The organism is Saccharothrix lopnurensis, assembly GCF_042658445.1.
In the GTDB taxonomy this organism is placed as follows: Bacteria; Actinomycetota; Actinomycetes; order Mycobacteriales; family Pseudonocardiaceae; genus Actinosynnema; species Actinosynnema lopnurensis.
Window position 1 is genome coordinate 1 of record NZ_JBHSQO010000034.1, and the last position, 22,902, is coordinate 22,902.

The window sequence follows — 22,902 nt, forward strand, 5'->3', positions numbered from 1 at the left end:
GCCGCCCGCCGGGGTCCGGGTGCTCCGGAGCCCGGCGGCGCGCGCCGCGCTCGGCGTCCTCCGGCGCGCGTCGACCGGCGGGCTGGTCCTCGAACGGCCGGCGGCCGGCGGGCTCGGCGTCCTCCCGGAGCGCGCGCCGCCCGGACGGCTGGTCCCCGCGGGGCGGCCGTCCGACGCCGGTTCCCGACGCACCCGGGGCAAGATCACCCGGTCGGCCGAATCCGGGCGGCGGGGTCGCGGGACGCTCGGGCCCGCCCCCCGCGGGGGCGGGCCGGTCGACGCCGCCGGGCGGGGTGGCCGGGCGCGGACCGCCGCCCGGGACCTCGCCGGAGCGGTCGGGGACGCCGGGCGGCCGGAAGAAGCCGCCGGGGCGGTCGACGCCACCCGGCGGGGACGTCGGGGGAAGAAAAGTGCCTGGTGGCGGGGCCATCCGGGGCACGCCGGCCGGTGGCGTGGGCGGTCGGTCGGCGGGGCGCCGGCCGGGTCCGGGGCGGTCGGGACCGGCGGCCTGCCGGGAGTCCGGCGGGGCCTGTTCCCCCGGTGCCTGCGGCGGCTGCGGTCCGGGTCGTGGCGGCCGGCCCGACGGGCCGCCTTGCGGCGGAGGCGGGTCGTAGCTCACCGGGTGACCTCCCAAGCCGAACGTTCCAGGACTACACAGCGCTTTAGCGGCCTGCTTGGTTACGTTAACGTGTTCATCCAGCAGTGGACGTGAACTCACGTCGCTGAAGACCTACCCACCCGTCAGGCGAGGACGTCATGCCCAAGTCCAAGGTCCGCAAGAAGGCCGTCTACACGGCGCCTGCCGATCGCCGCACCCCGGTGAAGGTCAAGGCCGCGGGGCCGTCGCACCCCGTCTACGTAGCCGTGATGCTCGGCATGATGCTGTTGGGGCTGGCGTGGCTGGTGGTCAACTACATCGCGGGCGAGCAGGTCCCCGTCATGATGGACCTCGGCCCCTGGAACTTCGCCATCGGGTTCGCCCTGATGATCGTGGGCCTGTTGATGACCATGAAGTGGCGCTGACCGCGCTACGCCACGTGGCCGACGGCCCGGACGTGCACCACGTCCGGGCCGTTCCGCGTTACCCGGTGGTTCACCGGGTTCACCTCCCCGTCACCGAAGCACAGCGTTGTAAGTCATCCCCAATGGGGACAACTCCTGTGGACAACTTTGCGACAAAAGGCACAAGCGCCGGTCCGGGGCTCCAGTTGTCCACAACCACGGGAGGCTCGACGGCGTGAACCACCCCCGCTCCTGGTCGCCGCAACCCGGCATGGTCGGTCTCGCCTGGAGCCTGGCCGCGGCATCGCTGCTGGTCACGGTCCTGAGCTCGGAAACCACCAGCCGGCTGCTGCTGGGCCTGGCCACGCTGCTGCTGGCGGCCCTGGGCGCCTACGGCGCGCTCGTGCGGCCCAGGCTGGTCGTGGACGAGGAGGGCCTGACCGTGCGCACGCTGGGCGGCGCCCGGTCGCTGCCGTGGCACGAGGTGAAGGTCCGCCTGGCCCACACCCGCCGGCTGGGGCGCGAGAGCGTGGCGCTGGAGCTGGACTGGCGGCGCGGCGAGGACGAGGAGCTGTTCGTGCTGACCCAGCTCGACCTGGGCACCGACCCCCGCGACGTGGCCGACGTCCTGCACGCCCTGCGGCCCTAGCCCGGCCGGGGTCACCACCCGACCGGGTCACGAACAGGACCGGGTCACCCCGCGACCGGGCTCACAGGAGCTGCGCGGTGCGCACCACGGTCAGCACCACCAGCAGCAGGACCGCGGTGACCACCGTCGCGGTCTGGTAGGCGTCCCGCTTCGCCCGGGGCGCGTAGACCAGGCCCGCGGTCACGGCGGCGCCCACCGCCAGGCCGCCCAGGTGCCCGAGCAGCGAGATGCCCGGCAGGGTGAAGCTGAGCACCACGTTCAGCACGATCACGCCCAGCGCCGGTCCCGCGTTGATCCGGAACCGCAGGTAGGCCACGAGCAGCGCGCCCATCAGGCCGTACACCGCGCCCGACGCACCCGCCACCAGCGTGTTGAGCGAGCCGAACAGGTACACCGCGACGCTGCCGCCGAGCAGGGAGATCAGGTACACGGCGGTGTAGCGCAGCCGCCCGAACGCCGGTTCCAGGTCACGGCCCAGCACGTACAGCGCGATCATGTTCAGGCCGAGGTGGGCGGGTCCGTAGTGCAGGAACCCGGAGGTCAGCAGCCGCCACCACTCGTCGTAGGCGGCGACGCCCGGCGTCCACATCACCAGGTCGCCGAACAGCCGCGAGCCGCTGTTGCCCGCCAGGCTGCCCGCCTGCCACGCGGTGAGCAGGTACATCAGCACGTTGAGCGCGATCAGGACCGGGGTGACCACCGGCCTGCGGGCGGCGAGCTCCGCGCCGGCGAACGTGCGGGGCGGGCGCACGGTGCGCCGGCCCTCGTCCACGCAGTCGACGCACTGGTAGCCGACGGACGCCTCGCGCAGGCACTCCGGGCACGCCGGCCGGTCGCAGCGGGTGCACCGCAGGCCGGTGACCCGGTCGGGGTGGCGCGCGCAGGTCCGAGGTCCTGGCTGCGCCCCGATCGGGTCACCGGGCGGCGGGGTGAGGGGGGAGTCGGCCACTCAGGCCCTCTCCACCGAGACCTTCTGGACGACCACGTCGGTGACCGGGCGGTCGCCGGCGCCGGTCGGGGCGCTGCCGATGGCGTCCACGACGTTGCGCGACTCCTGGTCGGCCACCTCGCCGAAGATCGTGTGCTTGAAGTTGAGCCACGTGGTCGGGGCGACCGTGACGAAGAACTGCGAGCCGTTGGTGTTGGGGCCGGAGTTGGCCATGGCCAGCAGGTACGGCCTGTTGAACTGGAGCTCCGGGTGGAACTCGTCGCCGAACTTGTAGCCGGGGCCGCCGCGGCCGGTGCCGGTCGGGTCGCCGCCCTGGAGCATGAAGCCGGGGATCACCCGGTGGAAGATCGCCCCGTCGTAGAACGGGCCGGACGACTCGCCCTTCGCGTTCGGCTCGGTGTAGTTCCTGGTGCCCTCCGCCAGACCGACGAAGTTGGCCACCGTCTTGGGGGCGTGGTCGGGGAACAGGTTGATGCGGATGTCGCCCTGCGACGTGTGCAGGGTCGCCGTCACCTTGGTCCCGACGAACGATTCGTTGCTGTCAGCCACACACCCATCGTGCCATCACCGGGCGAGGTGGTTGGGGAAGGGGCAGGATGGGTATTACCTCAAGCGGGAACTGACCGACAGCTTCTGGAGCGCGATATGGATGAGGTGGACGCCATGACCCGGGCAGGGGAGCGAGCCGGGGAGTCGGTCGGCAAGGCGGTGCGCGCGGTGCGACGCAACGCCGTCCGCGCGGGTCATGCCGGCGCGGGCGCTGCCGTCCAACTCGCCGAGCGCGCCGAGGGCAAGCTGGCCGAGCACGGGGTGACCCGGGACTACGTCCGCGGTGTCGTCGTCGACAGGGCCGGTGTGCTGGTGGAGAAGGCGGAGGAGGTCGAGAAGTCGACCCGCCGCAGCCGCAAGCAGCTCGCCAAGCGCGCCAAGGTCGTCCGCAAGGACCTCGCCAAGGCGACCGAGCGGGCCCGCAAGGAGGCCAAGGTGCGCGCGAAGGACGTGCGCAAGGCCGCCGAGCAGGCGCGCAAGGAACTGGCCGCGGCCAACGCGCCCAAGCGGCGCCGCTGGCCGTGGGTGCTGGGTGTGCTGGCCGCCGCCGCGGTGGCGGGCTACCTCGCCCTGACCAAGCGCCCGGAGGAGGTGCACCTGGAGGAGGAGGTCGTGGAGCCCACGACCGACACCACCAAGGCCACCCCCGCCGAGCCCGTGCAGCCGCACGCGAACCGCAACGGCCAGGTCACCGACCACAGCCGCAGCTGACCGACCGCGGTCCTCGCGCCCGCCCACCACGGGCGGGCGCGGAGCCGTGCCCAGGGGAGCCGTGCCTAGAGGCCGAGGTTCGCCACGACCTGCTTGACGACCTCGCGCGCCTTGATGGTCTGCTTCTGGTTGCTGGTCACGACCACCGCGCTGCCGCCCTTGGCCACCGCGTAGACCGCTCCCCCGTCGTTCGTGAGCGACCCGCCCTCCCAGCCGGCGGGTTCCGTCGCGGGGTTGGAGTCCGACACCGGCGCGGCGCGGTCCACCACGGCCTCCGCCGCCCCCGGTTCGCCCTCGAACACCCAGACCGACAGCTGCACCTCGGTCGCGTTCGCGTAGAAGAAGCACGCCGGGTTGGGCTGGTCGGCGGACAACCGCACCTTCCGCACGAGCTGCCCGTTCGCCTCCTGCACGAAGGAGGACCCCAGGTAGGGGCACTGGCCGTCGACGGCCGGCTCCGGCGCGGGCGGCGGGCCCGCGGGCACGTTCGCGCTGGTCGACGCGGTGCCCGGAGTGGTCGGCGCGGCCGCGGGCTCGTCCGTGCCGCAGGCGGCGACCGCGCCGAGGACCAGCAGGGACGGCAGGATGGTGAGCAGCAGTCGGTTCATAGGGCCGCAAGTCAACCAGATGGGCCCTAATGGAATCGACAGGGTGACCACCTAGGCACGCACCGTTATCCTGGTTAGCGTGTGAATACCCTGCCGGCCGCCCCTGCTGTGAAGGACTGAGTTCGCATGAACGTTCTTCTTGACCGCGGTCGCGACCACGCCATCGCCGTCTTCCGGATCGTCGTCGGCGTGTTGTTCATGTGCCACGGAGCCCAAAAGTTGTTCGGCGTGCTGGGGTCCAAGGGTGCCGTGTCGATCCTCGACTGGCCGTCCGGTCCGGCCGCGTTGATCGAGTTCGTCGGTGGCGCGCTGATCGTCATCGGCCTCGGCACCAGGGTCGCCGCGCTGATCGCTTCGGGCGCCATGGCCTACGCGTACTTCGTGGTGCACCAGCCCGCCGGGCTCCTGCCCATCCAGAACAAGGGTGAGCTGGCCGCCGTGTACTCGTGGGTGTTCCTCCTGCTGGCGTTCACCGGTCCCGGCTCCTGGGCCGTCGACAACGTGATCGCCGGGCGCAGGCAGGAACAGGCAACGCTCGTGGGCGCGAACGCATAAGCAGAGGCACGACAAGACGAGGGCCCGCACCCAGCGGCATTGGGTGCGGGCCCTCACCCCGTCCGCCCCCACCACCCGAGCGTCCAAGGAGTGGGAGGAGAACCGGGGTCACCTCCAGTAAAACACGACGAACCCACGTGATCCCCATCACCCCACCAAACGAACCAAGACACGTACACCCAAAGCGAAGCGAGGGCGTGAAAGCCGACCCACGTCGGGGGGGCCGGGGGGCGAAGCCCTCCCGGGCGGGGTGCGGGGCTTGCACCCCCGCAAAACACGACGAGCGAGGCGGGTCCGCGCAGTCCGCGGACACACCTCGCCCAGAGCGAGTGGAGACGAGGGGAATCGAACCCCTAACCCCCGCCTTGCAAAGGCGGTGCTCTGCCAATTGAGCTACGTCCCCCTCACGAGGGGCGGCAGATCGACCGCCCTCGCGGGTCAGTTGGTGGGAGCGGTGGCCTCGCGCCACAGGTCCGCGTCAGCCTTGGCCGAGCGGGTCCGCTTGACGAAGAACAAGACCGCACCGGCAACCGCAACAAGCGCGATGATCTTCTTCACGGCGATTCCCCTCTGCATGCCTGACACTTCCTGTGGGCCTAGGAGGACTCGAACCTCCGACCTCTTCGTTATCAGCGAAGCGCTCTAACCGTCTGAGCTATAGGCCCTTGGAGCAACGACGAGAACCTTACCGCACCTCCCGTCGCGGCTCCAAAACGGGGGTCACTCCCGTTCGGAGAGGGTGACCTCCAGTCCGCCGGCCAGGTCGGCGGACACGTTGTAGACGAACGAACCGACCGTCGCCAAGGCCGTGAGCAGCACGATGTTCACCGCGCCCACGATCGCCGCCACGCCGAACACGCGCCCGGCGCTGATCAACGGGTCACCGCTGGGCTCGTTGCCCTGGAGCAGGTCGTTCGCCGTGTTGTTGATCTTGTCCCACACGCCCATGCCGTTCAGCACGCCGTACAGCACACCGACCGCCACCAGCCACACGAAGAACAGCGCCACGCTCAGCACCAGCGCCAACTTCAGCACCGACCACGGGTCCACCCGCTTCACCTGGAGGCTCGCCCGCCGCGGCCCCCGACCCGGCCGGCGCGCCGACGAGGCCGGCGCCTGCGGCCGACCACTCGCCCCGCCCAGGTTCACCTGGGTGCGCGGCGCCGACGCACCGGGCGCCACCGGCCGCGCCACGGACACCGTGTCCGGGTCCGTCGCCGGGTACGCGGGCTGCGACCCCGCGCCCCCCGGCAACCGCACCGACACCGTCGGCTGGTCGTCCGCACCGGCCACCAGGTCCGCGGGCCCCACCTGCTGCGCCTCGCCGTACTGGTTCTCGCTCGTCACCCGCTGCCACGGCGGCGGCGCGGCCGTGTGGTGGTCGTCCTTCCCACCGGCCTTCTCCCCGGCGTCCCCCACCGGGGCGGGCTGCTCGGACGCCCCCGAGGCGTCGGCCGCCGGCTTCTCGCCGCCGTCCGCCGGTGTCGACCCGTCATCCGGACGGGTGATCACCGCGGTTTTGTCCTCTTGCTTCTCGGGTGGAGTCACGAGCAGTCCTCAACCTCTCGTTCGCGCGCGCTAGTTGGCGGGTTCGGCCTGGTCACCCTCGGTGGAACCGAGCACCGGGCCGTCGTCACCAGTGGTGACGTCGGTGGGCTCGTCCGCGTTGCGCGCCACCGCGATCAGGGTGGTTCCCTCACCCAGGTTCATCAACCGGACGCCCTTCGTCTGCCGGCCCGCCTTGCGCACCTCCTTCGCGCTGGTCCTGATGACCCCGCCCGAAGAGGTGATCGCATACAGCTCGTCGTCGACGTCGACGATGAGCGCGCCCACAAGCCTCCCACGCCTGCGGTCGTGCTGGATGGTGAGCACACCCTTCCCACCACGACCCTGAACGGGGTAGTCCTCGATCGGCGTGCGCTTGGCGTACCCGCCGTCGGTCGCCACCAAAACAAACCGACCCTCTTGGACGACACCCATCGACAGCAGCTCGTCACCGCTGTTGAAGCGCATCCCCAGCACACCCGAGGTCGCCCGCCCCATCGGCCGCAACGCCTCGTCGCTCGCGTGGAACCGGATCGACTGGCCGTCCGCCGAGATCAGCTGGAGGTCGTCGTCGGCCGAGCACATCACCGCGCCCACCAGCTCGTCGTCGTCGCGCAGGTTGATGCCGATCAGACCACCGGACCGGTTCGAGTCGAAGTCCGACAGCTTCGACTTCTTCACCAGACCCTTCTTCGTCGCCAGCACCAGGTAGGGCGCCACCTGGTAGTTCTTGATCTGGATGACCTGGGCGATCTCCTCCTCCGGCTGGAACGCCAGGAGGTTGGCCACGTGCTGGCCGCGCGCGTTGCGGTTGGCCTCGGGCAGCTCGTACGCCTTGGCCCGGTACACCCGCCCCTTGTTCGTGAAGAACAGGATCCAGTCGTGCGTCGAGCACACGAAGAAGTGCTGCACGATGTCGTCCTGCTTCAGCTGCGCGCCCTGCACCCCCTTGCCACCGCGCTTCTGCGAGCGGTACAGGTCGGTCTTCGTCCGCTTCGCGTACCCCGTGCGGGTGATCGTCACGACGACGTCCTCGACCGCGATCAGGTCCTCCAGCGACACGTCGCCGTCGAACGGCACGATCTTGGTGCGCCGGTCGTCACCGTGCTTCTCCACGATCGCCAGCAGCTCCGCGCGCACGATCGAGCGCTGCCGCTCCGGCTTGTCGAGGATGTCCTTCAGGTCCGCGATCTCGGCCTCGATCTCGACCAGCTGGTCGACGATCTTCTGCCGCTCCATCGCGGCCAGGCGCCGCAGCTGCATCTCCAGGATCGCGTTGGCCTGGATGTCGTCGACGTCCAGCAGCTCCACCAGCCCGGTGCGCGCCGCCTCCGGCGTGGGCGACCGGCGGATCAGCGCGATCACCTCGTCGAGCTGGTCGAGCGCCTTGACCAGGCCGCGCAGCACGTGGGCCCGCTCCTCGGCCTTGCGCAGCCGGAACCGCGTGCGCCGGACGATGACCTCGATCTGGTGCTTCACGTAGTGCCGGATCATCTGGTCCAGCCGCAGCGTGCGCGGCACGCCGTCGACCAGGGACAGCATGTTCACGCCGAACGAGTACTGGAGCTGGGTGTGCTTGTAGAGGTTGTTCAGCACCACCTTGGCCACCGCGTCGCGCTTGAGCGTGATCACGATGCGCATGCCGATGCGGCGGTTCGACTCGTCCGCGATGTTCGAGATGCCGGTCAGCTTCTGGTCCCGGACCAGGGTGGCGATGTTCTCCACCAGGTTGTCCGGGTTCACCTGGTAGGGCAGCTCGGAGACGACCAGGATCGTCCGCCCCTTGGTGTCCTCGTCCACGTCCACGACCGCGCGCATCTTCACCGAGCCGCGACCCGTGCGGTACGCGTCGTCGATGCCCGAGTTGCCCAGGATCTGACCGTAGGTCGGGAAGTCGGGGCCCTTGATCCGCTCGATCAGCGCCTCCAGCGTCTCCTCGTCGGACGCCTCGGGGTTGTCCAGCGCCCACACCACGCCGTCCGCGACCTCGCGCAGGTTGTGCGGCGGGATGTTGGTCGCCATGCCGACCGCGATGCCGGAACTGCCGTTGATCAGCAGGTTCGGGATGCGCGACGGCAGGACCGTCGGCTCCTGGATGCGACCGTCGTAGTTGTCGCGGAAGTCGACGGTGTCTTCCTCGATGTCGGCCAGCATCTGCATGGCCAGCGGCGTGAGCCGGCATTCCGTATATCGCATCGCGGCTGCCGGGTCGTTGCCCTGCGAGCCGAAGTTGCCCTGGCCGTCGATCAGCGGGTAGCGCAGCGCCCACGGCTGGGCGAGGCGGACCAGCGCGTCGTAGATCGCGGAGTCGCCGTGCGGGTGGTAGTTGCCCATCACGTCGCCGACGACGCGGGCGCACTTGTTGTACGAGCGCTCGGGGCGGAAGCCGGAGTCGAACATCGAGTACAGCACGCGCACGTGCACGGGCTTGAGGCCGTCGCGCACGTCGGGCAGGGCCCGGCCGACGATCACGCTCATCGCGTAGTCGATGTACGAGTTCTGCATCTCGTGCTGGATGTCGACCGGCTCGGTGCGGTCTCCACCGGCCGGGGGCAACGTCGTCTCGCTCACAGTTCTTCTTCCTTCAGGGCGGCCGGGGAGGTGGTCAGACGTCGAGGAACCGCACGCCCTTGGCGTTGCGGGTGATGAACGAGCGGCGTGCCTCCACGTCCTCGCCCATGAGCACGCTGAACAGCTCGTCGGCGGTCGCCGCGTCGTCCATGGTCACCTGGCGCAGCACCCGGTTGGCCGGGTCCATGGTCGTCTCCCACAGCTCGGAGGCGTTCATCTCGCCCAGGCCCTTGTAGCGCTGGATGTTGTCGTCCTTGCCGATCCGCTTGCCGGCGGCGAGGCCCTGCTGGATCAGGCCGTCGCGCTCGCGGTCGGAGTAGGCGTACTCCGGCTCCTGCCGCTGCCACTTGATCTTGTAGAGCGGCGGCGAGGCGAGGTAGACGTGGCCGTGCTCGATGAGGGGGCGCATGAAGCGGAACAGCAGGGTGAGCAGCAGGGTGCGGATGTGCTGGCCGTCGACGTCGGCGTCGGCCATCAGCACGATCTTGTGGTAGCGCAGCTTGGAGACGTCGAAGTCCTCGTGGATGCCGGTGCCGAACGCGGTGATCAGCGACTGGACCTCGGTGTTCTTGAGGACGCGGTCGATGCGCGCCTTCTCCACGTTGATGATCTTGCCGCGGATGGGCAGGATCGCCTGGAACTCCGAGTCGCGCCCCTCCTTGGCCGAGCCGCCCGCGGAGTCGCCCTCCACGATGTAGATCTCGCACTTCTCCGGGTCGGTGGAGCGGCAGTCCTTGAGCTTGCCGGGCAGGCCGCCGATGTCGAGGGCGCCCTTGCGGCGGACGAGCTCGCGGGCCTTGCGGGCGGCGATGCGGGCCTGCGCCGAGGACACCGCCTTGGTGACGATGGTCCTGGCCTCGTTCGGGTGGCGCTCGAACCAGTCGGCCAGGTGCTCGTTGGTCGACTTCTGCACGAACGACTTGGCCTCGCTGTTGCCCAGCTTGGTCTTGGTCTGGCCCTCGAACTGGGGCTCCTTGAGCTTGACCGAGATGATCGCGGCCAGGCCCTCGCGGATGTCGTCGCCGGTGAGGTTGGAGTCCTTCTCCTTGAGCAGCTTCTTCTCGCGCGCGTACTCGTTGACCACGCGGGTCAGCGCGGCGCGGAAGCCCTCCTCGTGGGTGCCGCCCTCGTGGGTGTTGATGGTGTTGGCGAAGGTGTAGACCGACGGCGTGTAGCCGGTGTTCCACTGCATCGCGACCTCGACCTCGAGGTCCTCGCCCTTGGCCTCGAACGCGACCACCTTCTGGTGGACGGGCTCGCGGGTGTGGTTGATGTGGCGGACGAAGTCCTCCAGGCCACCCGGGTAGTGGAAGGTGCGCTCGCGCACGGCCACCACGTGGCCCTCGGCGTCGGCCTCCTCGTCGGACTCCTGCACGCGCTCGTCGCGCAGGATGATCGTCAGGCCCTTGTTGAGGAAGGCCATCTCCTGGAGGCGGCGGGAGATCGTCTCGATGTTGAACTCGGTGGTCTCGAAGATCCCCGGGTCCGCCCAGAAGGTGATCGCGGTGCCGGTCTCGTCGGTCGGCTCGCCCCGGGTCAGCTCGTGCGCGGGCTTGGTGCCCTCGAAGCGCTGGTTCCACGTGAAACCCTGGCGCTTGACCTCGACGTCGACGGCGGTGGAGAGCGCGTTCACCACCGAGATGCCGACGCCGTGCAGGCCGCCGGACACCGCGTAGGAGTCGCTGTCGAACTTGCCGCCGGCGTGCAGCGTGGTGAGCACGACCTCCAGCGTGGGCCGCTTCTCGACGGGGTGCATGTCGATCGGGATGCCGCGACCGTCGTCGATGACCCGGACGCCGCCGTTGGCCAGCAGCGTCACGTCGACCACGCTCGCGTAGCCGGCCATCGCCTCGTCGACTGAGTTGTCCACGACCTCCTGGATCAGGTGGTGCAGACCGCGCTCGCCGGTCGAGCCGATGTACATGCCGGGTCGCTTGCGGACTGCTTCCAAGCCCTCAAGGACGGTGATCGAGGACGCGCTGTACTCATTCTTGGCTGCCACGGGCCTGGTGTCTCCTCAAGACTTCAAAGCGACTTAAGACCGTCGCCGGGGCGAACGCAGTGCTTGCGCTACCCCTTGATTCTACCGGGGAGGGCCGACAAAAACGCGTCGAGGACACCCCTGGCTTCCTCACAGAGGGCCCGAACCGGACGCCCGGGAGGCGGACCGGCGGGTGGCGGGGTGAAAATCGGCTGGTGAGCGCTCACCGCGCCACAGGATCGCCGCTGCGGCCCCGGCGGCGGTCACCCGTAGGTGTCACGTGGTCCGCGGCCGGGCACGTGCCTGGGGCCGAAGCGCCAGTTGGGCGCCGCCGGGCCCTGCACCTTCAGCTTCTTCACCACGCCGTCGCCGACACCCGCGGCGATGCGCTTGAGCAGCTCGCGCTGGAGCAGCCGCAACTGGGTGGCCCACGCGGTGGAGTCGGCCTGGACGGTCAGCTCGCCGTCCTCGAAGGCCACCGGTCGAGCGTGCTCGGCGACGTCCTCGCCGACGAGCTTGGCCCACCGGCCGAACACCTGGCCGGCGGCGAGCCGCTCGGCCCAGCCGCGGTCGGAGGCGAGCCGGGACGCCAGCCGGCCCAGCGGCTGGGGGTCGCGGTCGTCCGGCCCGGCGCCCGACCAGCGGCGCCGGCGCCGGGCGGCGGGGTTCCGGGTGCCCTTGCGGACGCCGCGCACGCCGCGCTCCTTGGCGGAGGCGCGGGCGGCCTCCAGGGCCGCGCGGGCCAGGTCGGACCCAGTCAATCCACCCTCTTGAGGGACGGAGCCTGTGGATATGTCCGATTCCACGTCAGAGTTATCCACACCATCCACAGGTTTGTCCCCAGATGTGTACCCACTCACATCCATTCGGGTGACATCGTCAGGCACGATGCACCTCCCCGTGTCCGACGACGAAGCGGATGCCCTCCAGCTCCTCGGGCACATCCTCCTCGACCGCCGCGGTGATGAACACCTGCTCCGCCGCGGCGGCCACCTTCGCCAGCTGCCGCCGCCGGCCGCGGTCCAGCTCGGCGAACACGTCGTCCAGCACCAGCACCGGCTCGGCGCCCTCGGCGCGCAGCAGCTCGTACCCGCCCAGCCGCAGCGCCAGCGCGAACGACCACGACTCGCCGTGGCTCGCGTAGCCCTTCGCGGGCAGGTCGCCGAGCACCAGCTCCAGGTCGTCGCGGTGCGGCCCGACCAGGCAGACGCCCCGCTCCACCTCCTGCGACCGCACCCGGTGCAGCTCCGCCAGCAGCGCGTCCTCCAGCACGTCCCGGTCGTGGGTGCCGGGGAACGCCTCCCCCAGGCTCGACCGGTAGGTGATCAGCGCGGGCCGCGACTCCGGCGCCACCTCCGCGTAGGCCGCGGCCACGTGCGGGCCGATGTCCGCCACCAGCGCCAGCCGCGCGGCCAACAGCTCCGCGCCGTGCCGGGCCAGGTGCCCGTCCCACACGTCCAGCGTGCTGCCGTCCGCGCCGCGCGCCGCGCGCATGCTCTTGAGCAGCGCGCCCCGCTGCTTGAGCACCCGCTCGTAGTCGCCGCGCACCCCGGCGTAGCGCGGCGCCCGGCTGGTCAGCAGCTCGTCCAGGAACCGCCGCCGCTCACCGGGGTCGCCGCGCACCAGCGCCAGGTCCTCCGGCGCGAACAGCACCGTGCGCAAGATCCCCAGCACGTCGCGCGGGCGCGGCACCGGGCCGCGGTTGATCCGCGCCCGGTTCGCCCGCCCCGGCGTGACCTCCAGCTCGACCAGCAGCTCGCGCCCCTCGTTGACCACCGCCGTCCGCACCACCGCGCGGGACGCGCCGTGCCGGACCAGCGGCGCGTCCGTGGCCACCCGGTGCGAACCCAGGGTGGCCACGTAGCCCAACGCCTCGACCAGGTTCGTCTTGCCCTGGCCGTTGCGCCCGACCAGCACGCTCACGCCCGGCTCGAACGCCAGGTCCGCGTGCTCCCAGGACCTGAAGTCGGTGACCTGGAGGTGCCGGACGTACAACGGGTCAGCCCTGGGTGGAGCCGGAACCCGAGGAGGGGCCGGCGACCTGCACGGAGTGCCCGCCGAACTGGTTGCGCAGCGCCGCCACGGCCCGCATCGCGGGCGAGTCGTCCTGGCGCGACGCGAACCGGGCGAACAGGGCGGCCGAGATCACCGGCGCGGGCACCGCGTGGTTGATCGCCTCCTCCACCGTCCACCGGCCCTCGCCGGAGTCCTCGACGTGACCGCGCAGGTCGTCCAGCTCCGGGTCGGACTCCAGCGCGCGGACCAGCAGGTCCAGCAGCCAGGAGCGCACGACCGTGCCGCGCTGCCACGCCTTGATCGTGGCCGGCACGTCCTGCACCAGCTCGGACGCCTCCAGCAGCTCGAAGCCCTCCGCGTACGCCTGCATCAGGCCGTACTCGATGCCGTTGTGCACCATCTTCGCGAAGTGGCCCGCGCCGACCGGGCCCGCGTGCGCGAAGCCCTGCTCGCGGGGACCCTCGGGGCGCAGCGCGTCGAAGATCGGCACGGCCCGCTCCACGTGCTCGGGCTCACCGCCGACCATCAGGCCGTAGCCGTTCTCCAGGCCCCACACGCCACCGGACACGCCGCAGTCCAGGTAGCCGATGCCCTTGGCGTCGAGCGCCTCGGCGTTGATCTTGTCGTCGGTGAACCGCGAGTTGCCGCCGTCGATCACCAGGTCGCCCGCCTCCAGCAGGTCGCCGAGGTCGGCGATCGTCTGCCGGGTGATGTCACCGGAGGGCACCATGACCCACACCACGCGCGGCGCGCTGAGCCTGCCGACCATGTCGGCGAGCGAGTCGGCGTCGGTGACTTCGGGGTTGCGGTCGTAGCCGACGACCTCGTGCCCGGCGCGGCGGATCCGCTCGCGCATGTTGAAGCCCATCTTGCCGAGGCCCACGAGTCCGAGCTGCACGATCGTTGTCTCCCCTACGTCTGTGTGGTGGTCAGCCGGGCAGGCGCACGGGCATCAGCAGGTAGAGGTAGCCGGGCGCCACGTTCCCATCTTCGTCCACCGGCTTGAGGAGCGCGGGGCGACTGGGTGTGGTGAAGGACAGGTGCGCCCGCGGGGTGCGCACCGCCTGGAGGCCCTCCAGCAGGTAGGAGGGGTTGAACGCGATGGTCACCGGGTCGCCGGTGTACTCGACCGGCAGTTCCTCCTCGGCGCTGCCCTCGTCGTCGCCGCCCGCGGACAGGCGCAGGCCCGCGTCCACGAACTCCAGCCGGACCTGCGTGCCGCGCTCGGCGACCAGCGACACGCGCTTGATCGCCTGCACCAGCGCGTCGACCCCGATCACGGCGGCGGCCGAGTGCTCGGTGGGCAGCAGCTGGCGGTACTTGGGGAAGTCGGCGTCGAGCAGCCGGGTGGTGGTGCGGCGGGTCGCGCCGGACAGGCCCAGCAGCCCGTCGTTGCCCAGCGACAGCTCCACCTTCGCGCCGGACGCGCCCAGCGTCTTCGCGGCGTCGTTGAGCGTCTTGGCCGGGACCAGGACGGAGACCTCGCCCAGCGTCTCGTTCGGCTCCCAGGGGAACTCGCGCATGGCCAGCCGGAAGCGGTCGGTGGCGACCAGGGTCAGCTTGCCCTCGCCGATCTCCAGGCGGACGCCGGTGAGCATCGGCAGCGTGTCGTCCTTGCCCGCCGCGACCGCGACCTGGGTGACCGCCTCGCCGAACACCTCGCCCGGCAGCTCGCCCGCGAGCTGGGGCATGGTCGGCAGCTGGGGGTAGTCCTCGACCGGCATGGTCGGCAGGGAGAAGCGGGCGCTGCCGCACGAGATCGTCATCCGCGAGCCGTCCACCGCGATCTCCACCGGGTGGTTCGGCAGCGCCTTGGTGATGTCGGCCAGGAGCCGACCGGACACGAGCGCCCTGCCCCCGTCGGCGATGGTGGCCGGGACACCGCACTGGGCGGACACCTCGTAGTCGAACCCGGAGACGGTCAGCGCGTCCCCCGAGCCGTCCTCCGCGCCGGCGTCGAGCAGCACGCCACCGAGCACCGGCACAGGCGGCCGTGACGGCAGGCTGCGGGCGACCCAGGCGACGGCGTCGGCCAGCCCGTCCCGCTCGACGCGGATCTTCATGGGGCGTCCTTCCTCAGGTCGGCATGAGCGGCAACAGAGTGCGTTGCGGTGGGGGTTGGGGAGCCGCGTCCCTCTCGGGTCGGTGCCGAACCGGTCCGACCCTCGGTGCGGAGGTCCCACCGTAGAGCGTCGAGGCGTCGTTCGTCATCTCGGGTCCGCCCCGGGGCGGAGGCGGTGTCCCCAGGGCCTGTTTTTCTTTTGCTCTCTCCTTCAAGGGAAGACAACAGCAACAGCAGTAGGGGCTGTGGATTGTGTGGACAACCCCTGTTCTGGCTGCTCGTCGCCCACTTGGAGGTGTGGACGAACACGGGTGGTCACCCGGGGACAAGTCGCTGTCCCCGGGGAGAACTACGGAGGTGCTCCGTTCGGTCCACAGGAAGGCCGAGTTGTCCCCGGGTTCATCCCCGGGTGTGGGCCGAGTTCTCCCCGGGTGCTGCACAGGGTGATCGTGGCGCGGATCTCGCCCGTCGGTACCCACCACCAGCCCTGTGGACAACTCGAACCCGCTGGTTCCCGCGCTGGTGGCGGCCCCGGCCCCGGGTGCCGACCTGGGGCGACGGACTCGAGGGAGTTGCCCGGTGGGCCGGTCGGGCTCGATCGGGTGGTCTCGCCGGATCGGCCCGCGAACGCCCGGATCACCCGGGTGCGGCGGGCGTCGGGAGGGGGTTCAGGCGCCCGCACCCAGGTGCGGCGGCGCGCCGGCGGTCGGTTCCGCGCGCCCCCGGGTGCGGGCCGGCGGTTCCCCGGGTGCGGCGGGCGGTACCCGGGGGCGACGGCGCCCGGGTGCGGGGAGGTTCGCCGGGGACGCGCGGCGGTGGGCGGGGCGGGGTGGGAGGCGGCGGCGTGCCCGGGGCTCGGGGGCGGGCGATGACGCGGGCGGGTGCGACGGCGCGAACGCGGACGGCGGGGGTGGCGACGCGGCGCGGGCACAGGCGCGGGCATGGGCCGGGGGCAGCGCCGCGGGCGCGGGCACGGCAGAGGCACGGCGCGGGGTACGAGCCAGGGGCGCGGCCACAGGCGTGGGTATAGGCGGCGTGGGCAGAGGGCGCGTGGGCGTGGGCCGGGCGCGGGCGGGGTGGCTTGCCGTCAGGTCGGGTGGCTACTCGGCCTGAGCAGCGGGCGTGGGGGCCGCGCCGGTGCGGGAGGTGCCCGACAAGAGGAGCGCTCACGAGCGAAGAGCCCGCCGTCGCCGGCGGGCTCGGTCGGCTCAGGGGGCGGGGACCCGCGTCAGGGGGTGTGGCGCGCCCGCTGCTTGATGCGCGAGGTCAGCTCCTGCACCTGCTCGTACACGCGCCGCCGCTCGGCCATCTCCTTGCGGATCTTCTTGTCCGCGTGCATGACCGTCGTGTGGTCGCGGCCGCCGAACGTCTGGCCGATCTTCGGCAGCGACAGGTCCGTCAGCTCCCGGCACAGGTACATGGAGATCTGCCGCGCCTGCGCCAGCACCTTGGTCTTGCCCGGCCCGCACAGGTCGTCGATGCTCACGCTGAAGAACTCGGCGGTGACCGCCATGATCGTCGGCGCGGTGATCTCCGGCGCGTGCGAGTCCGGGATCAGGTCGCGGAGCACTATCTCGGCCAGCTGCACGTCCACCGGCTGCCGGTTGAGGGAGGCGAACGCCGTCACCCGGATCAGCGCGCCCTCCAGCTCCCGGATGTTGCGCTCTATGCGCGCGGCGATGAACTCCAGCACCTCGGCGGGCGCGGCGAGCCGGTCCTGGGCGGCCTTCTTGCGCAGGATCGCGATCCGGGTCTCCAGCTCGGGCGGCTGGATGTCGGTGATCAGGCCCCACTCGAACCGGGTGCGCAGCCGGTCCTCCAGGGTCTCCAGCCGCTTCGGCGGCCGGTCGGAGGACACCACGATCTGCTTGTTGGAGTTGTGCAGCGTGTTGAACGTGTGGAAGAACTCCTCCTGCGTGCCTTCCTTGCCCTCCAGGAACTGGATGTCGTCGACCAGGAGCACGTCGATGTCCCGGTAGCGGCGCTGGAAGGCGACCTTGCGGTCGTCGCGCAGGGAGTTGATGAAGTCGTTGGTGAACTCCTCCGTCGACACGTACCGCACGCGCATGCCGGGGAACAGCCGCTGCGCGTAGTGCCCGACGGCGTGCAGCAGGTGCGTCTTGCCCAGCCCGGACTCGCCCCAGATGAACAGCGGGTTGTACGCGCGGGCGGGCGCCTCGGCCACGGCCACCGCCGCCGCGTGGGCGAAGCGGTTGGACGCGCCGATGACGAAGGTGTCGAAGTTGTACTTCTCGTTCAGCCGGGTCTGCGAGGCCACCGGGTTGGCGGGCCGGGTGTAGGGGGTGCCGCTCGGCGCCGCCGGGTGGCCGCCGCCGAACGTGGGCCAGATCTCGTTGGCCGCGGCCAACGCCTCGGCCTGCTCGTCGACCTCCTCGCCCTCGCCCTCCTGCTCGCCGTCGGCCTCGCCCTCGGCGGTCGACGGCACGCCGACCAGCGGGGCGCCGACCGCGAGGGGCGCCGGTCCGGGCTTCACGGGCGGACCGGGCACCGCGCCCAGGCCCGGCACCGCGCTCAGGCCGGGCCTGATCCCCGGCACCACGCCGGACAGGCGGGAGGGCGGGGTGTGCACGGGGATCGGCGCGGTCAGCGGCTCCGGCGAGTCGACCTTCACCGCCAGCGACACGGCCCGCCCGAGGCGGCGGGACAGGGCGGCGGTGATGGGCTCGCGCAGCGCGCGCTCGATCGCCTCCTTGGCGAAGTCGCTCGGCGCGGCCAGCAGCGCGGTGCCGTCGAGCAGCCCGATCGGTCTGGTCACGCGCATCCAGGCGCGTTGCTGGGGGGACAGCGTGCTGGCGGCCAACTCCTGCACGACCTGTTCCCACACGAGACCCAGGTCGGTCTGGTGGTCGGACACCTCCGCGCTCCCCTCCCCTCGATGACTGCTCCGCGGTCAGTCCCCGGGACTTCCACGACGTGGACACGGAGAATAGAGGCATCCACAGAGTTATCCACAACTGTGCACGAACGCGCGTCGGAGCGCAGCGGCTCCCCCCGTTGCTTCCCGAGCACCTTGGTGGTGTGCGGTGGCCTTCGCGCCGGCCCGCACCTCCCAGCGAGGGCAGCACGCTAACAAGGGTGCCGCCCCTGCCACAAGACGCACTGCGGCGCAAGCGTTTTACGTGCCGGTTCGGGTCCCGGCCGCCCTCCGCCCCGGCGGCGCCGCGTCCCCGGGGACGACCCCGATTTGGACCGGGCCCGGTGGCCTGCGTACCCTCGTAACGTCTCCCTCTCGCGCGGAGCGCTGCTTCGCGCGCCTCGAAGATCAGGTAGGGGACGACCACAGACCTGCTTGGCAGTTAAGCACCGGGAGTCCGACCGTGAGCAAGGGTAAGCGCACCTTCCAGCCCAACAACCGCCGCCGTGCCAAGACCCACGGCTTCCGGCTGCGCATGCGCACCCGTGCCGGTCGCGCCATCCTGGCCGCGCGCCGCAGCAAGGGCCGCAAGCAGCTGTCCGCCTGATCGCCGCAGCGCCGTGCTTCCCGCGGCCAACCGGCTGACCCGCAGCCAGGACTTCGGCCTGGTGGTCCGCCGGGGCCGCCGGGCCGGCAGGTCCCGGCTGGTGGTGCACGTCCTGACACCGGCCGAGGCCACGGCGAGCACGGCCACGTCGGCGCAGCCCACCTTGGAAGCCTCCAAGGTGGGCTTCGTCGTGAGCAAGGCCGTGGGCAACTCCGTGGTGCGGCACCGGGTCAGCCGCCGGCTGCGCCACGTGGTGCGCGATCGGCTGAACTCCCTGCCGCCCGGAACTTCGCTGGTCGTCCGCGCGTTGGCACCGTCGGCCGACGCGGACAGCGCCGAGCTCGGCCGCGACCTCGACGCGGCGCTGCGCAAGGTGCTGCGATGACGACCTCCCAGGCGGGCCCCGCGGCGCGGGCCCTGCTGCTCCCGGTGCGCTTCTACCGGAAGTTCATCTCGCCCGCGCTGCCTCCGACCTGCCGTTTCCACCCCAGTTGCAGCACGTACGCGGTGGAGGCGTTGACCGTCCACGGTGCGCTGCGCGGTTCCTGGCTGACCCTGCGCCGGCTGGGCCGCTGCGGCCCCTGGCACCCTGGTGGCCTGGACCCGGTTCCGCCCAAGCGGGACGCGGTCCCCGACCTTCCTGCCGAGGAGTAGCTAGTGCTCAACTTCATCTACTACCCGGTGTCCTTCATCCTGTGGTGTTGGCACTGGGTGTTCGGCCACGTCTTCGGCGAGTCGAGCGGGTTCGCGTGGGCGCTGGCCGTGGTGTTCCTCGTCTTCACGCTGCGCGCCCTGCTGTTCAAGCCGTTCGTCGGCCAGGTGCGGTCGATGCGGAAGATGCAGGAGTTCGCGCCCGAGCTCCAGAAGATCAAGAAGAAGTACGGCAACGACCGGCAGCGCCAGGCCCAGGAGATGCAGAAGCTCCAGGCCGAGCACGGCGTGAACCCGCTGGGCGGCTGCCTGCCGATGCTGGTGCAGATCCCGGTGTTCATCGGTCTGTTCCACGTGCTGCGCTCGTTCCGGCCCGGCTGGGGCGAGGTCTACTTCTTCGACGCGGACGGCGTGAAGTCCTTCGTCGAGGCCAAGCTGTTCGGCGCGAACCTGTCGACCTTCATCACGATGCCGGCCGACGAGCTGGCGAAGTTCGCGACCGAGCGCAACGCGGTCATGCTGGTCTCGATCCCGCTGATGATCATCGCGTCGATCGCCACGCACTTCACCGCGCGGCACTCGGTGGCGCGGCAGACGCAGGCGGCGGCGGACAACCCGCAGACCGCCATCATGAACAAGCTGACGCTCTACATCTTCCCGCTGGGCGTGCTGGTCGGCGGCCTGTTCTTCCCCGTCGCGATCCTGCTGTACTGGCTGAGCAACAACGCGTGGACGCTGGGCCAGCAGTACGTGGTCTACCACAGCATCGACCGCGAGGAAGAGGCCAAGAAGGTCGAGGCGACCGCGCAGCGCCAGGCGCTCGCCCCCAAGCCGGGGCAGAAGCCGAAGCCCGGCGCCAAGCCGCAGCCGGGCGCCAAGCCGGTGACCGGCGCCAAGCCGCAGCCGCCGGGCGAGCAGGCCGACACCGAGCCGCCGGCCGAGCCGGACGCGCCGGGCGGGTCCACCGGGACGGCCAAGCCGTCCACCGAAGTTCCCGGTCTGAGCCCAGGCCGATCCGCGGGCAAGAAGCAGGGCAACAAGAAGCGTCGTTGACCCTGGAGAGGAGACATCGTGTCGGAGACGTTGCAGGCGGCCGACGTGGACGCGCCGGAGGCCGGGCAAGCACCGGCGGCGCGGTCGGGGAACTCGGAGGACCTGCTCGTCCAGGAGGGCGACATCGCCGGGGACTACCTGGAGCGGCTGCTCGACCTGCTCGACTACGACGGTGACATCGACCTCGACGTCGAGGCCGGTCGGGCGGTCGTCAGCATCGACGGCGGTGAGGACCTGGAGAAGCTGGTCGGTCCCCGCGGCACCGTGCTGGAGTCGTTGCAGGAGCTGACCCGGCTGGCCGTGCAGCAGGAGACCGGTGTGCGCAGCCGGCTCATGCTGGACATCGCCGGGTGGCGCGCGGGTCGCCGGGCCGAGCTGGCCGAGCTGGGGCGCACCACGGCCGAGAAGGTGGTGGCGACCGGCGAGAAGGTGCGGTTGCAGCCGATGACGCCGTTCGAGCGCAAGGTGGTGCACGACGCCGTCGCCGCGGTGGCGGGCGTGCACAGCGAGAGCGAGGGCGAGGAGCCGCAGCGCCGCGTGGTGGTGCTGCTGAAGTCCTGAGCGGGCGGACGCGCGTGCGGAAGGCCCTGGTTCCCGGTCGGGAACCGGGGCCTTTTGCGTTGGGGGGCGCGAGCGGCGCTTCACCTGCCGGTGGGGTTTCGGGTCCCCGGTCGGTGGTGCTCCCGGGGCCGACGGGTCAACGCGCGATCACCGGGCACCGCTCGTCCGCCGCCTCCCCGCCCCGCAGCGCGGGGTCGGTCAACCGCCGCACCTCAAGGTCCAGCCGCGCCGGCTCGTCCGGCGTCAGCGCGCACACGACCGCGTCCACCCCGGGGCCGCCAGGCCCGGAGTCGACCGGCCCGCAGCTGCCAGGCCCGCAGCCGACTGGCCCGCAGCTGCCAGGCCCGCAGCCGACCGGCCCGCAGCTGCCAGGCCCGCAGTCGACTGGCCCGGAGCTGCCAGGCCCGGAGTCGACTGGCCCGGAGTCGACCGGCCCGGAGCCGGTCACCTCGAAGTCGACCGGCCCACCGAGCCGCCGGAGATCGCGCGGGTGCCCCATCGCGCTCAGCACCCCCGACCGGCTCGCGTACACCGCAGCCCCTTCCCCTCCTCGCGTTTCACGTGAAACGGTCGCGACATGAGCGAGATCATCAGCCGCCTCCGCGTCGCCGCCTACGCCGTGATCATCGACGACGACCGCATCCTGCTGTCGCGCTGGCTCAGCCCGACCGGACCCCGGTGGATCCTGCCCGGCGGCGGGCTCGACCACGGCGAGGACCCGTACGACGCGGTGATCCGGGAGGTGTTCGAGGAGACCGGCTACCACGCGGCGGTGGACCGGCTGCTCGGCATCCAGAACGTCCACGGCCCGCTGCGGCACAACGAGGTCGAGTACGACTACCACCGCATCCGGATCATGTACGAGGCGCACGTGGTCGGCGGCGAGCTCACCTTCGAGGTGGGCGGCTCGACCGACCAGGCCGCGTGGTTCCCGCTCGACGAGGTGCCGGAACTCGACCCGGTCGAGTCGGTCCACTACGCCCTCGCCCTGCTGCGGTCCTCCCCCGCCGACGGCCGGATCGCCGGTTCGACGTGAAACCGGGGCGGTGTTTCACGTGGAACCGGCGATCCGCTCGCGGGTTCCACGTGAAACGCGGCGGACTCGCCGTGGCGTTTGGCGTGTCGGCGGGGTGATCCGTCATAGTGGGCACCGGCACATCTCGCCGGGCGCACAGCCCGCCGACGAGAGGTCGACCCCCATCAACCGCACCGACGACGCGTGCGGTTTCACGTGGAACGTCCCGGACGGAGTCATGGCCGAAGAGGTGGAAGACCGTGCGAAGCGGGTGTTCGGCGACCGCTACGAGAAGGCCGTCGCCTTCGCGGACCTGCTCACCGAGCACGGCGTCGAACGCGGCCTGATCGGTCCCCGCGAGGTCGACCGCCTCTGGGAGCGCCACCTGCTCAACTCGGCCGTCATCGCGGAGCTGTTCCCCGAGGGCAGTCGCGTCGTGGACGTGGGCTCGGGCGCGGGACTGCCGGGGATTCCCCTGGCGATCGCGCGCCCGGACCTCGACCTCACCCTCCTGGAACCGATGGCCCGCCGGGTGGCGTGGCTGACCGAGTGCGTCGGGGTGCTCGGTCTGGACGTCACCGTGCTCCGGGGGCGGGCGGAGGAGGGGCCGGTGCTCGACCGGCTGGCCGGCTGCGACGTCGTGACGGCCCGCGCGGTGGCCCCGCTCGACCGGCTCACCCGGTGGTGCCTGCCGCTGCTGCGGCCCGGTGGCCGCCTGGTGGCCCTCAAGGGCGAGAGCGCCGAGGAGGAACTGGCCCGCGACGCCGAGGCGGTGCGCAGGGCCGGCGGCGTCCGGGCCCGCGTCACCACCTGTGGTGGCGAGGTGCTCGAACCGCCGACGACAGTGGTACTCGTGGAGCGCGAAGACCAGGCGAGCGGCCGTGACGGCGCGCGGCGCAGAAGGAAGGATCGGTGAACGTGTACCCCGACCCCCGTCAACCG

At 71.4% G+C, this 22,902-nt stretch carries 23 protein-coding genes, 2 tRNA genes and 1 pseudogene; 11 read left to right on the forward strand and 15 right to left on the reverse strand.

What is annotated here, in order from left to right:
• Positions 1 to 756: 756 nt before the first annotated feature.
• Entirely contained in the window at positions 757 to 1,023 is a 267-nt protein-coding gene (gene crgA / locus ACFP3R_RS26355) for a cell division protein CrgA (protein WP_380639402.1), read from the forward strand.
• Between the two features lie 214 nt (positions 1,024 to 1,237).
• Positions 1,238 to 1,651: a PH domain-containing protein gene (locus ACFP3R_RS26360; RefSeq protein WP_380639404.1), complete on the forward strand. Its 414-nt coding sequence runs from the start codon at positions 1,238 to 1,240 to the stop codon at positions 1,649 to 1,651.
• A 61-nt stretch (positions 1,652 to 1,712) separates the two neighbouring features.
• On the opposite strand, the gene ACFP3R_RS26365 is transcribed toward ACFP3R_RS26360, so the two are convergent.
• Both ACFP3R_RS26365 and ACFP3R_RS26370 read right to left on the reverse strand, forming a co-directional pair.
• Positions 1,713 to 2,600 carry a rhomboid family intramembrane serine protease gene (locus tag ACFP3R_RS26365; RefSeq protein WP_380639406.1) on the reverse strand — a complete coding sequence of 296 codons (888 nt, stop codon included), beginning with the start codon at positions 2,598 to 2,600 and terminating at the stop codon, positions 1,713 to 1,715.
• Positions 2,601 to 3,149 carry a peptidylprolyl isomerase gene (locus ACFP3R_RS26370; protein WP_380639408.1) on the reverse strand — a complete coding sequence of 183 codons (549 nt, stop codon included), beginning with the start codon at positions 3,147 to 3,149 and terminating at the stop codon, positions 2,601 to 2,603.
• Between the two features lie 114 nt (positions 3,150 to 3,263).
• Here ACFP3R_RS26370 and ACFP3R_RS26375 point away from each other — a divergent pair, with 114 nt between their 5' ends.
• Positions 3,264 to 3,860 carry a hypothetical protein gene (locus tag ACFP3R_RS26375; protein ID WP_380639410.1) on the forward strand — a complete coding sequence of 199 codons (597 nt, stop codon included), beginning with the start codon at positions 3,264 to 3,266 and terminating at the stop codon, positions 3,858 to 3,860.
• Positions 3,861 to 3,925: 65 nt separating this feature from the next.
• Here the strand turns inward: ACFP3R_RS26375 and ACFP3R_RS26380 are convergent, their stop codons facing one another.
• Positions 3,926 to 4,468 carry a DUF2020 domain-containing protein gene (locus ACFP3R_RS26380; RefSeq protein WP_380639412.1) on the reverse strand — a complete coding sequence of 181 codons (543 nt, stop codon included), beginning with the start codon at positions 4,466 to 4,468 and terminating at the stop codon, positions 3,926 to 3,928.
• A gap of 126 nt (positions 4,469 to 4,594) precedes the next feature.
• Between ACFP3R_RS26380 and ACFP3R_RS26385 the strand changes: the two genes are divergently transcribed.
• Positions 4,595 to 5,023, forward strand: a complete 429-nt coding sequence (locus ACFP3R_RS26385) for a DoxX family protein (RefSeq protein ID WP_380639414.1) — start codon at positions 4,595 to 4,597, stop codon at positions 5,021 to 5,023.
• 330 nt (positions 5,024 to 5,353) lie between these two features.
• On the opposite strand, the gene ACFP3R_RS26390 is transcribed toward ACFP3R_RS26385, so the two are convergent.
• The 11 genes and pseudogenes from ACFP3R_RS26390 to dnaA all read right to left on the reverse strand — a co-directional run bounded on the left by ACFP3R_RS26390 (position 5,354) and on the right by dnaA (position 18,073).
• A tRNA-Ala gene (locus ACFP3R_RS26390) sits at positions 5,354 to 5,426 on the reverse strand.
• 41 nt (positions 5,427 to 5,467) lie between these two features.
• Positions 5,468 to 5,581, reverse strand: a pseudogene (locus ACFP3R_RS26395) (DLW-39 family protein); the annotation flags it as partial.
• A gap of 33 nt (positions 5,582 to 5,614) precedes the next feature.
• Positions 5,615 to 5,688 (reverse strand) — tRNA-Ile (locus ACFP3R_RS26400).
• 55 nt (positions 5,689 to 5,743) lie between these two features.
• Positions 5,744 to 6,571, reverse strand: coding sequence for a DUF3566 domain-containing protein (locus ACFP3R_RS26405; RefSeq protein ID WP_380639416.1), 828 nt, complete (start codon positions 6,569 to 6,571; stop codon positions 5,744 to 5,746).
• 30 nt (positions 6,572 to 6,601) lie between these two features.
• Positions 6,602 to 9,139 carry a DNA gyrase subunit A gene (gene gyrA, locus ACFP3R_RS26410; protein WP_380639418.1) on the reverse strand — a complete coding sequence of 846 codons (2,538 nt, stop codon included), beginning with the start codon at positions 9,137 to 9,139 and terminating at the stop codon, positions 6,602 to 6,604.
• A gap of 34 nt (positions 9,140 to 9,173) precedes the next feature.
• Complete coding sequence (gyrB, locus tag ACFP3R_RS26415) at positions 9,174 to 11,141, reverse strand: DNA topoisomerase (ATP-hydrolyzing) subunit B (protein WP_380639420.1); 1,968 nt, start codon at positions 11,139 to 11,141, stop codon at positions 9,174 to 9,176.
• A gap of 242 nt (positions 11,142 to 11,383) precedes the next feature.
• On the reverse strand, positions 11,384 to 11,881 hold the full coding sequence (locus tag ACFP3R_RS26420) for a DciA family protein (protein WP_380639422.1): 498 nt from the start codon (positions 11,879 to 11,881) through the stop codon (positions 11,384 to 11,386).
• Between the two features lie 118 nt (positions 11,882 to 11,999).
• Complete coding sequence (gene recF / locus ACFP3R_RS26425; protein WP_380639424.1) at positions 12,000 to 13,115, reverse strand: DNA replication/repair protein RecF; 1,116 nt, start codon at positions 13,113 to 13,115, stop codon at positions 12,000 to 12,002.
• A gap of 4 nt (positions 13,116 to 13,119) precedes the next feature.
• The gene (gene gnd / locus ACFP3R_RS26430; RefSeq protein ID WP_380639537.1) at positions 13,120 to 14,037 is read right to left on the reverse strand and encodes a phosphogluconate dehydrogenase (NAD(+)-dependent, decarboxylating); all 918 of its coding nucleotides are present in this window, start codon (positions 14,035 to 14,037) and stop codon (positions 13,120 to 13,122) included.
• A gap of 28 nt (positions 14,038 to 14,065) precedes the next feature.
• Complete coding sequence (gene dnaN / locus ACFP3R_RS26435; RefSeq protein WP_380639426.1) at positions 14,066 to 15,199, reverse strand: DNA polymerase III subunit beta; 1,134 nt, start codon at positions 15,197 to 15,199, stop codon at positions 14,066 to 14,068.
• A 1,227-nt stretch (positions 15,200 to 16,426) separates the two neighbouring features.
• Positions 16,427 to 18,073, reverse strand: a complete 1,647-nt coding sequence (dnaA, locus tag ACFP3R_RS26440) for a chromosomal replication initiator protein DnaA (RefSeq protein ID WP_380639428.1) — start codon at positions 18,071 to 18,073, stop codon at positions 16,427 to 16,429.
• Positions 18,074 to 18,536: 463 nt separating this feature from the next.
• On the opposite strand from dnaA, the gene rpmH reads away from it, so the two are divergent.
• From rpmH to ACFP3R_RS26465, 5 genes are read left to right on the forward strand one after another with little or no spacing between them, the layout of a single operon-like run.
• A complete protein-coding gene (rpmH, locus tag ACFP3R_RS26445) occupies positions 18,537 to 18,680 on the forward strand; it encodes a 50S ribosomal protein L34 (RefSeq protein WP_033428178.1) in 144 nt (47 codons plus the stop codon).
• A 13-nt stretch (positions 18,681 to 18,693) separates the two neighbouring features.
• Positions 18,694 to 19,065: a ribonuclease P protein component gene (gene rnpA / locus ACFP3R_RS26450; RefSeq protein WP_380639430.1), complete on the forward strand. Its 372-nt coding sequence runs from the start codon at positions 18,694 to 18,696 to the stop codon at positions 19,063 to 19,065.
• The gene (gene yidD, locus ACFP3R_RS26455) at positions 19,062 to 19,334 is read left to right on the forward strand and encodes a membrane protein insertion efficiency factor YidD (RefSeq protein WP_380639432.1); all 273 of its coding nucleotides are present in this window, start codon (positions 19,062 to 19,064) and stop codon (positions 19,332 to 19,334) included. Before rnpA ends, yidD begins: the two co-directional genes overlap by 4 nt.
• Positions 19,335 to 19,337: 3 nt before the next feature.
• Positions 19,338 to 20,384 carry a membrane protein insertase YidC gene (gene yidC, locus ACFP3R_RS26460; protein WP_380639434.1) on the forward strand — a complete coding sequence of 349 codons (1,047 nt, stop codon included), beginning with the start codon at positions 19,338 to 19,340 and terminating at the stop codon, positions 20,382 to 20,384.
• 18 nt (positions 20,385 to 20,402) lie between these two features.
• Positions 20,403 to 20,945, forward strand: a complete 543-nt coding sequence (locus ACFP3R_RS26465; protein WP_380639436.1) for a Jag family protein — start codon at positions 20,403 to 20,405, stop codon at positions 20,943 to 20,945.
• 136 nt (positions 20,946 to 21,081) lie between these two features.
• Here the strand turns inward: ACFP3R_RS26465 and ACFP3R_RS26470 are convergent, their stop codons facing one another.
• Entirely contained in the window at positions 21,082 to 21,213 is a 132-nt protein-coding gene (locus ACFP3R_RS26470) for a hypothetical protein (protein WP_380639437.1), read from the reverse strand.
• 309 nt (positions 21,214 to 21,522) lie between these two features.
• Here ACFP3R_RS26470 and ACFP3R_RS26475 point away from each other — a divergent pair, with 309 nt between their 5' ends.
• Both ACFP3R_RS26475 and rsmG read left to right on the forward strand, forming a co-directional pair.
• Positions 21,523 to 21,981, forward strand: coding sequence for an NUDIX hydrolase (locus ACFP3R_RS26475; protein ID WP_380639438.1), 459 nt, complete (start codon positions 21,523 to 21,525; stop codon positions 21,979 to 21,981).
• A gap of 217 nt (positions 21,982 to 22,198) precedes the next feature.
• Positions 22,199 to 22,876, forward strand: a complete 678-nt coding sequence (rsmG, locus tag ACFP3R_RS26480) for a 16S rRNA (guanine(527)-N(7))-methyltransferase RsmG (RefSeq protein WP_380639440.1) — start codon at positions 22,199 to 22,201, stop codon at positions 22,874 to 22,876.
• Positions 22,877 to 22,902 lie beyond the last annotated feature (26 nt).

Coding starts and splice junctions, on each gene's coding strand:
- yidD (WP_380639432.1), top strand. CDS start 19,062: ATGACGACCTCCCAGGCGGGCCCCGCGGCGCGGGCCCTGCTGCTCCCG.
- rsmG (WP_380639440.1), top strand. CDS start 22,199: ATGGCCGAAGAGGTGGAAGACCGTGCGAAGCGGGTGTTCGGCGACCGC.
- ACFP3R_RS26380 (WP_380639412.1), bottom strand. CDS start 4,468: ATGAACCGACTGCTGCTCACCATCCTGCCGTCCCTGCTGGTCCTCGGC.
- ACFP3R_RS26375 (WP_380639410.1), top strand. CDS start 3,264: ATGACCCGGGCAGGGGAGCGAGCCGGGGAGTCGGTCGGCAAGGCGGTG.
- crgA (WP_380639402.1), top strand. CDS start 757: ATGCCCAAGTCCAAGGTCCGCAAGAAGGCCGTCTACACGGCGCCTGCC.
- ACFP3R_RS26385 (WP_380639414.1), top strand. CDS start 4,595: ATGAACGTTCTTCTTGACCGCGGTCGCGACCACGCCATCGCCGTCTTC.
- dnaN (WP_380639426.1), bottom strand. CDS start 15,199: ATGAAGATCCGCGTCGAGCGGGACGGGCTGGCCGACGCCGTCGCCTGG.
- ACFP3R_RS26475 (WP_380639438.1), top strand. CDS start 21,523: ATGAGCGAGATCATCAGCCGCCTCCGCGTCGCCGCCTACGCCGTGATC.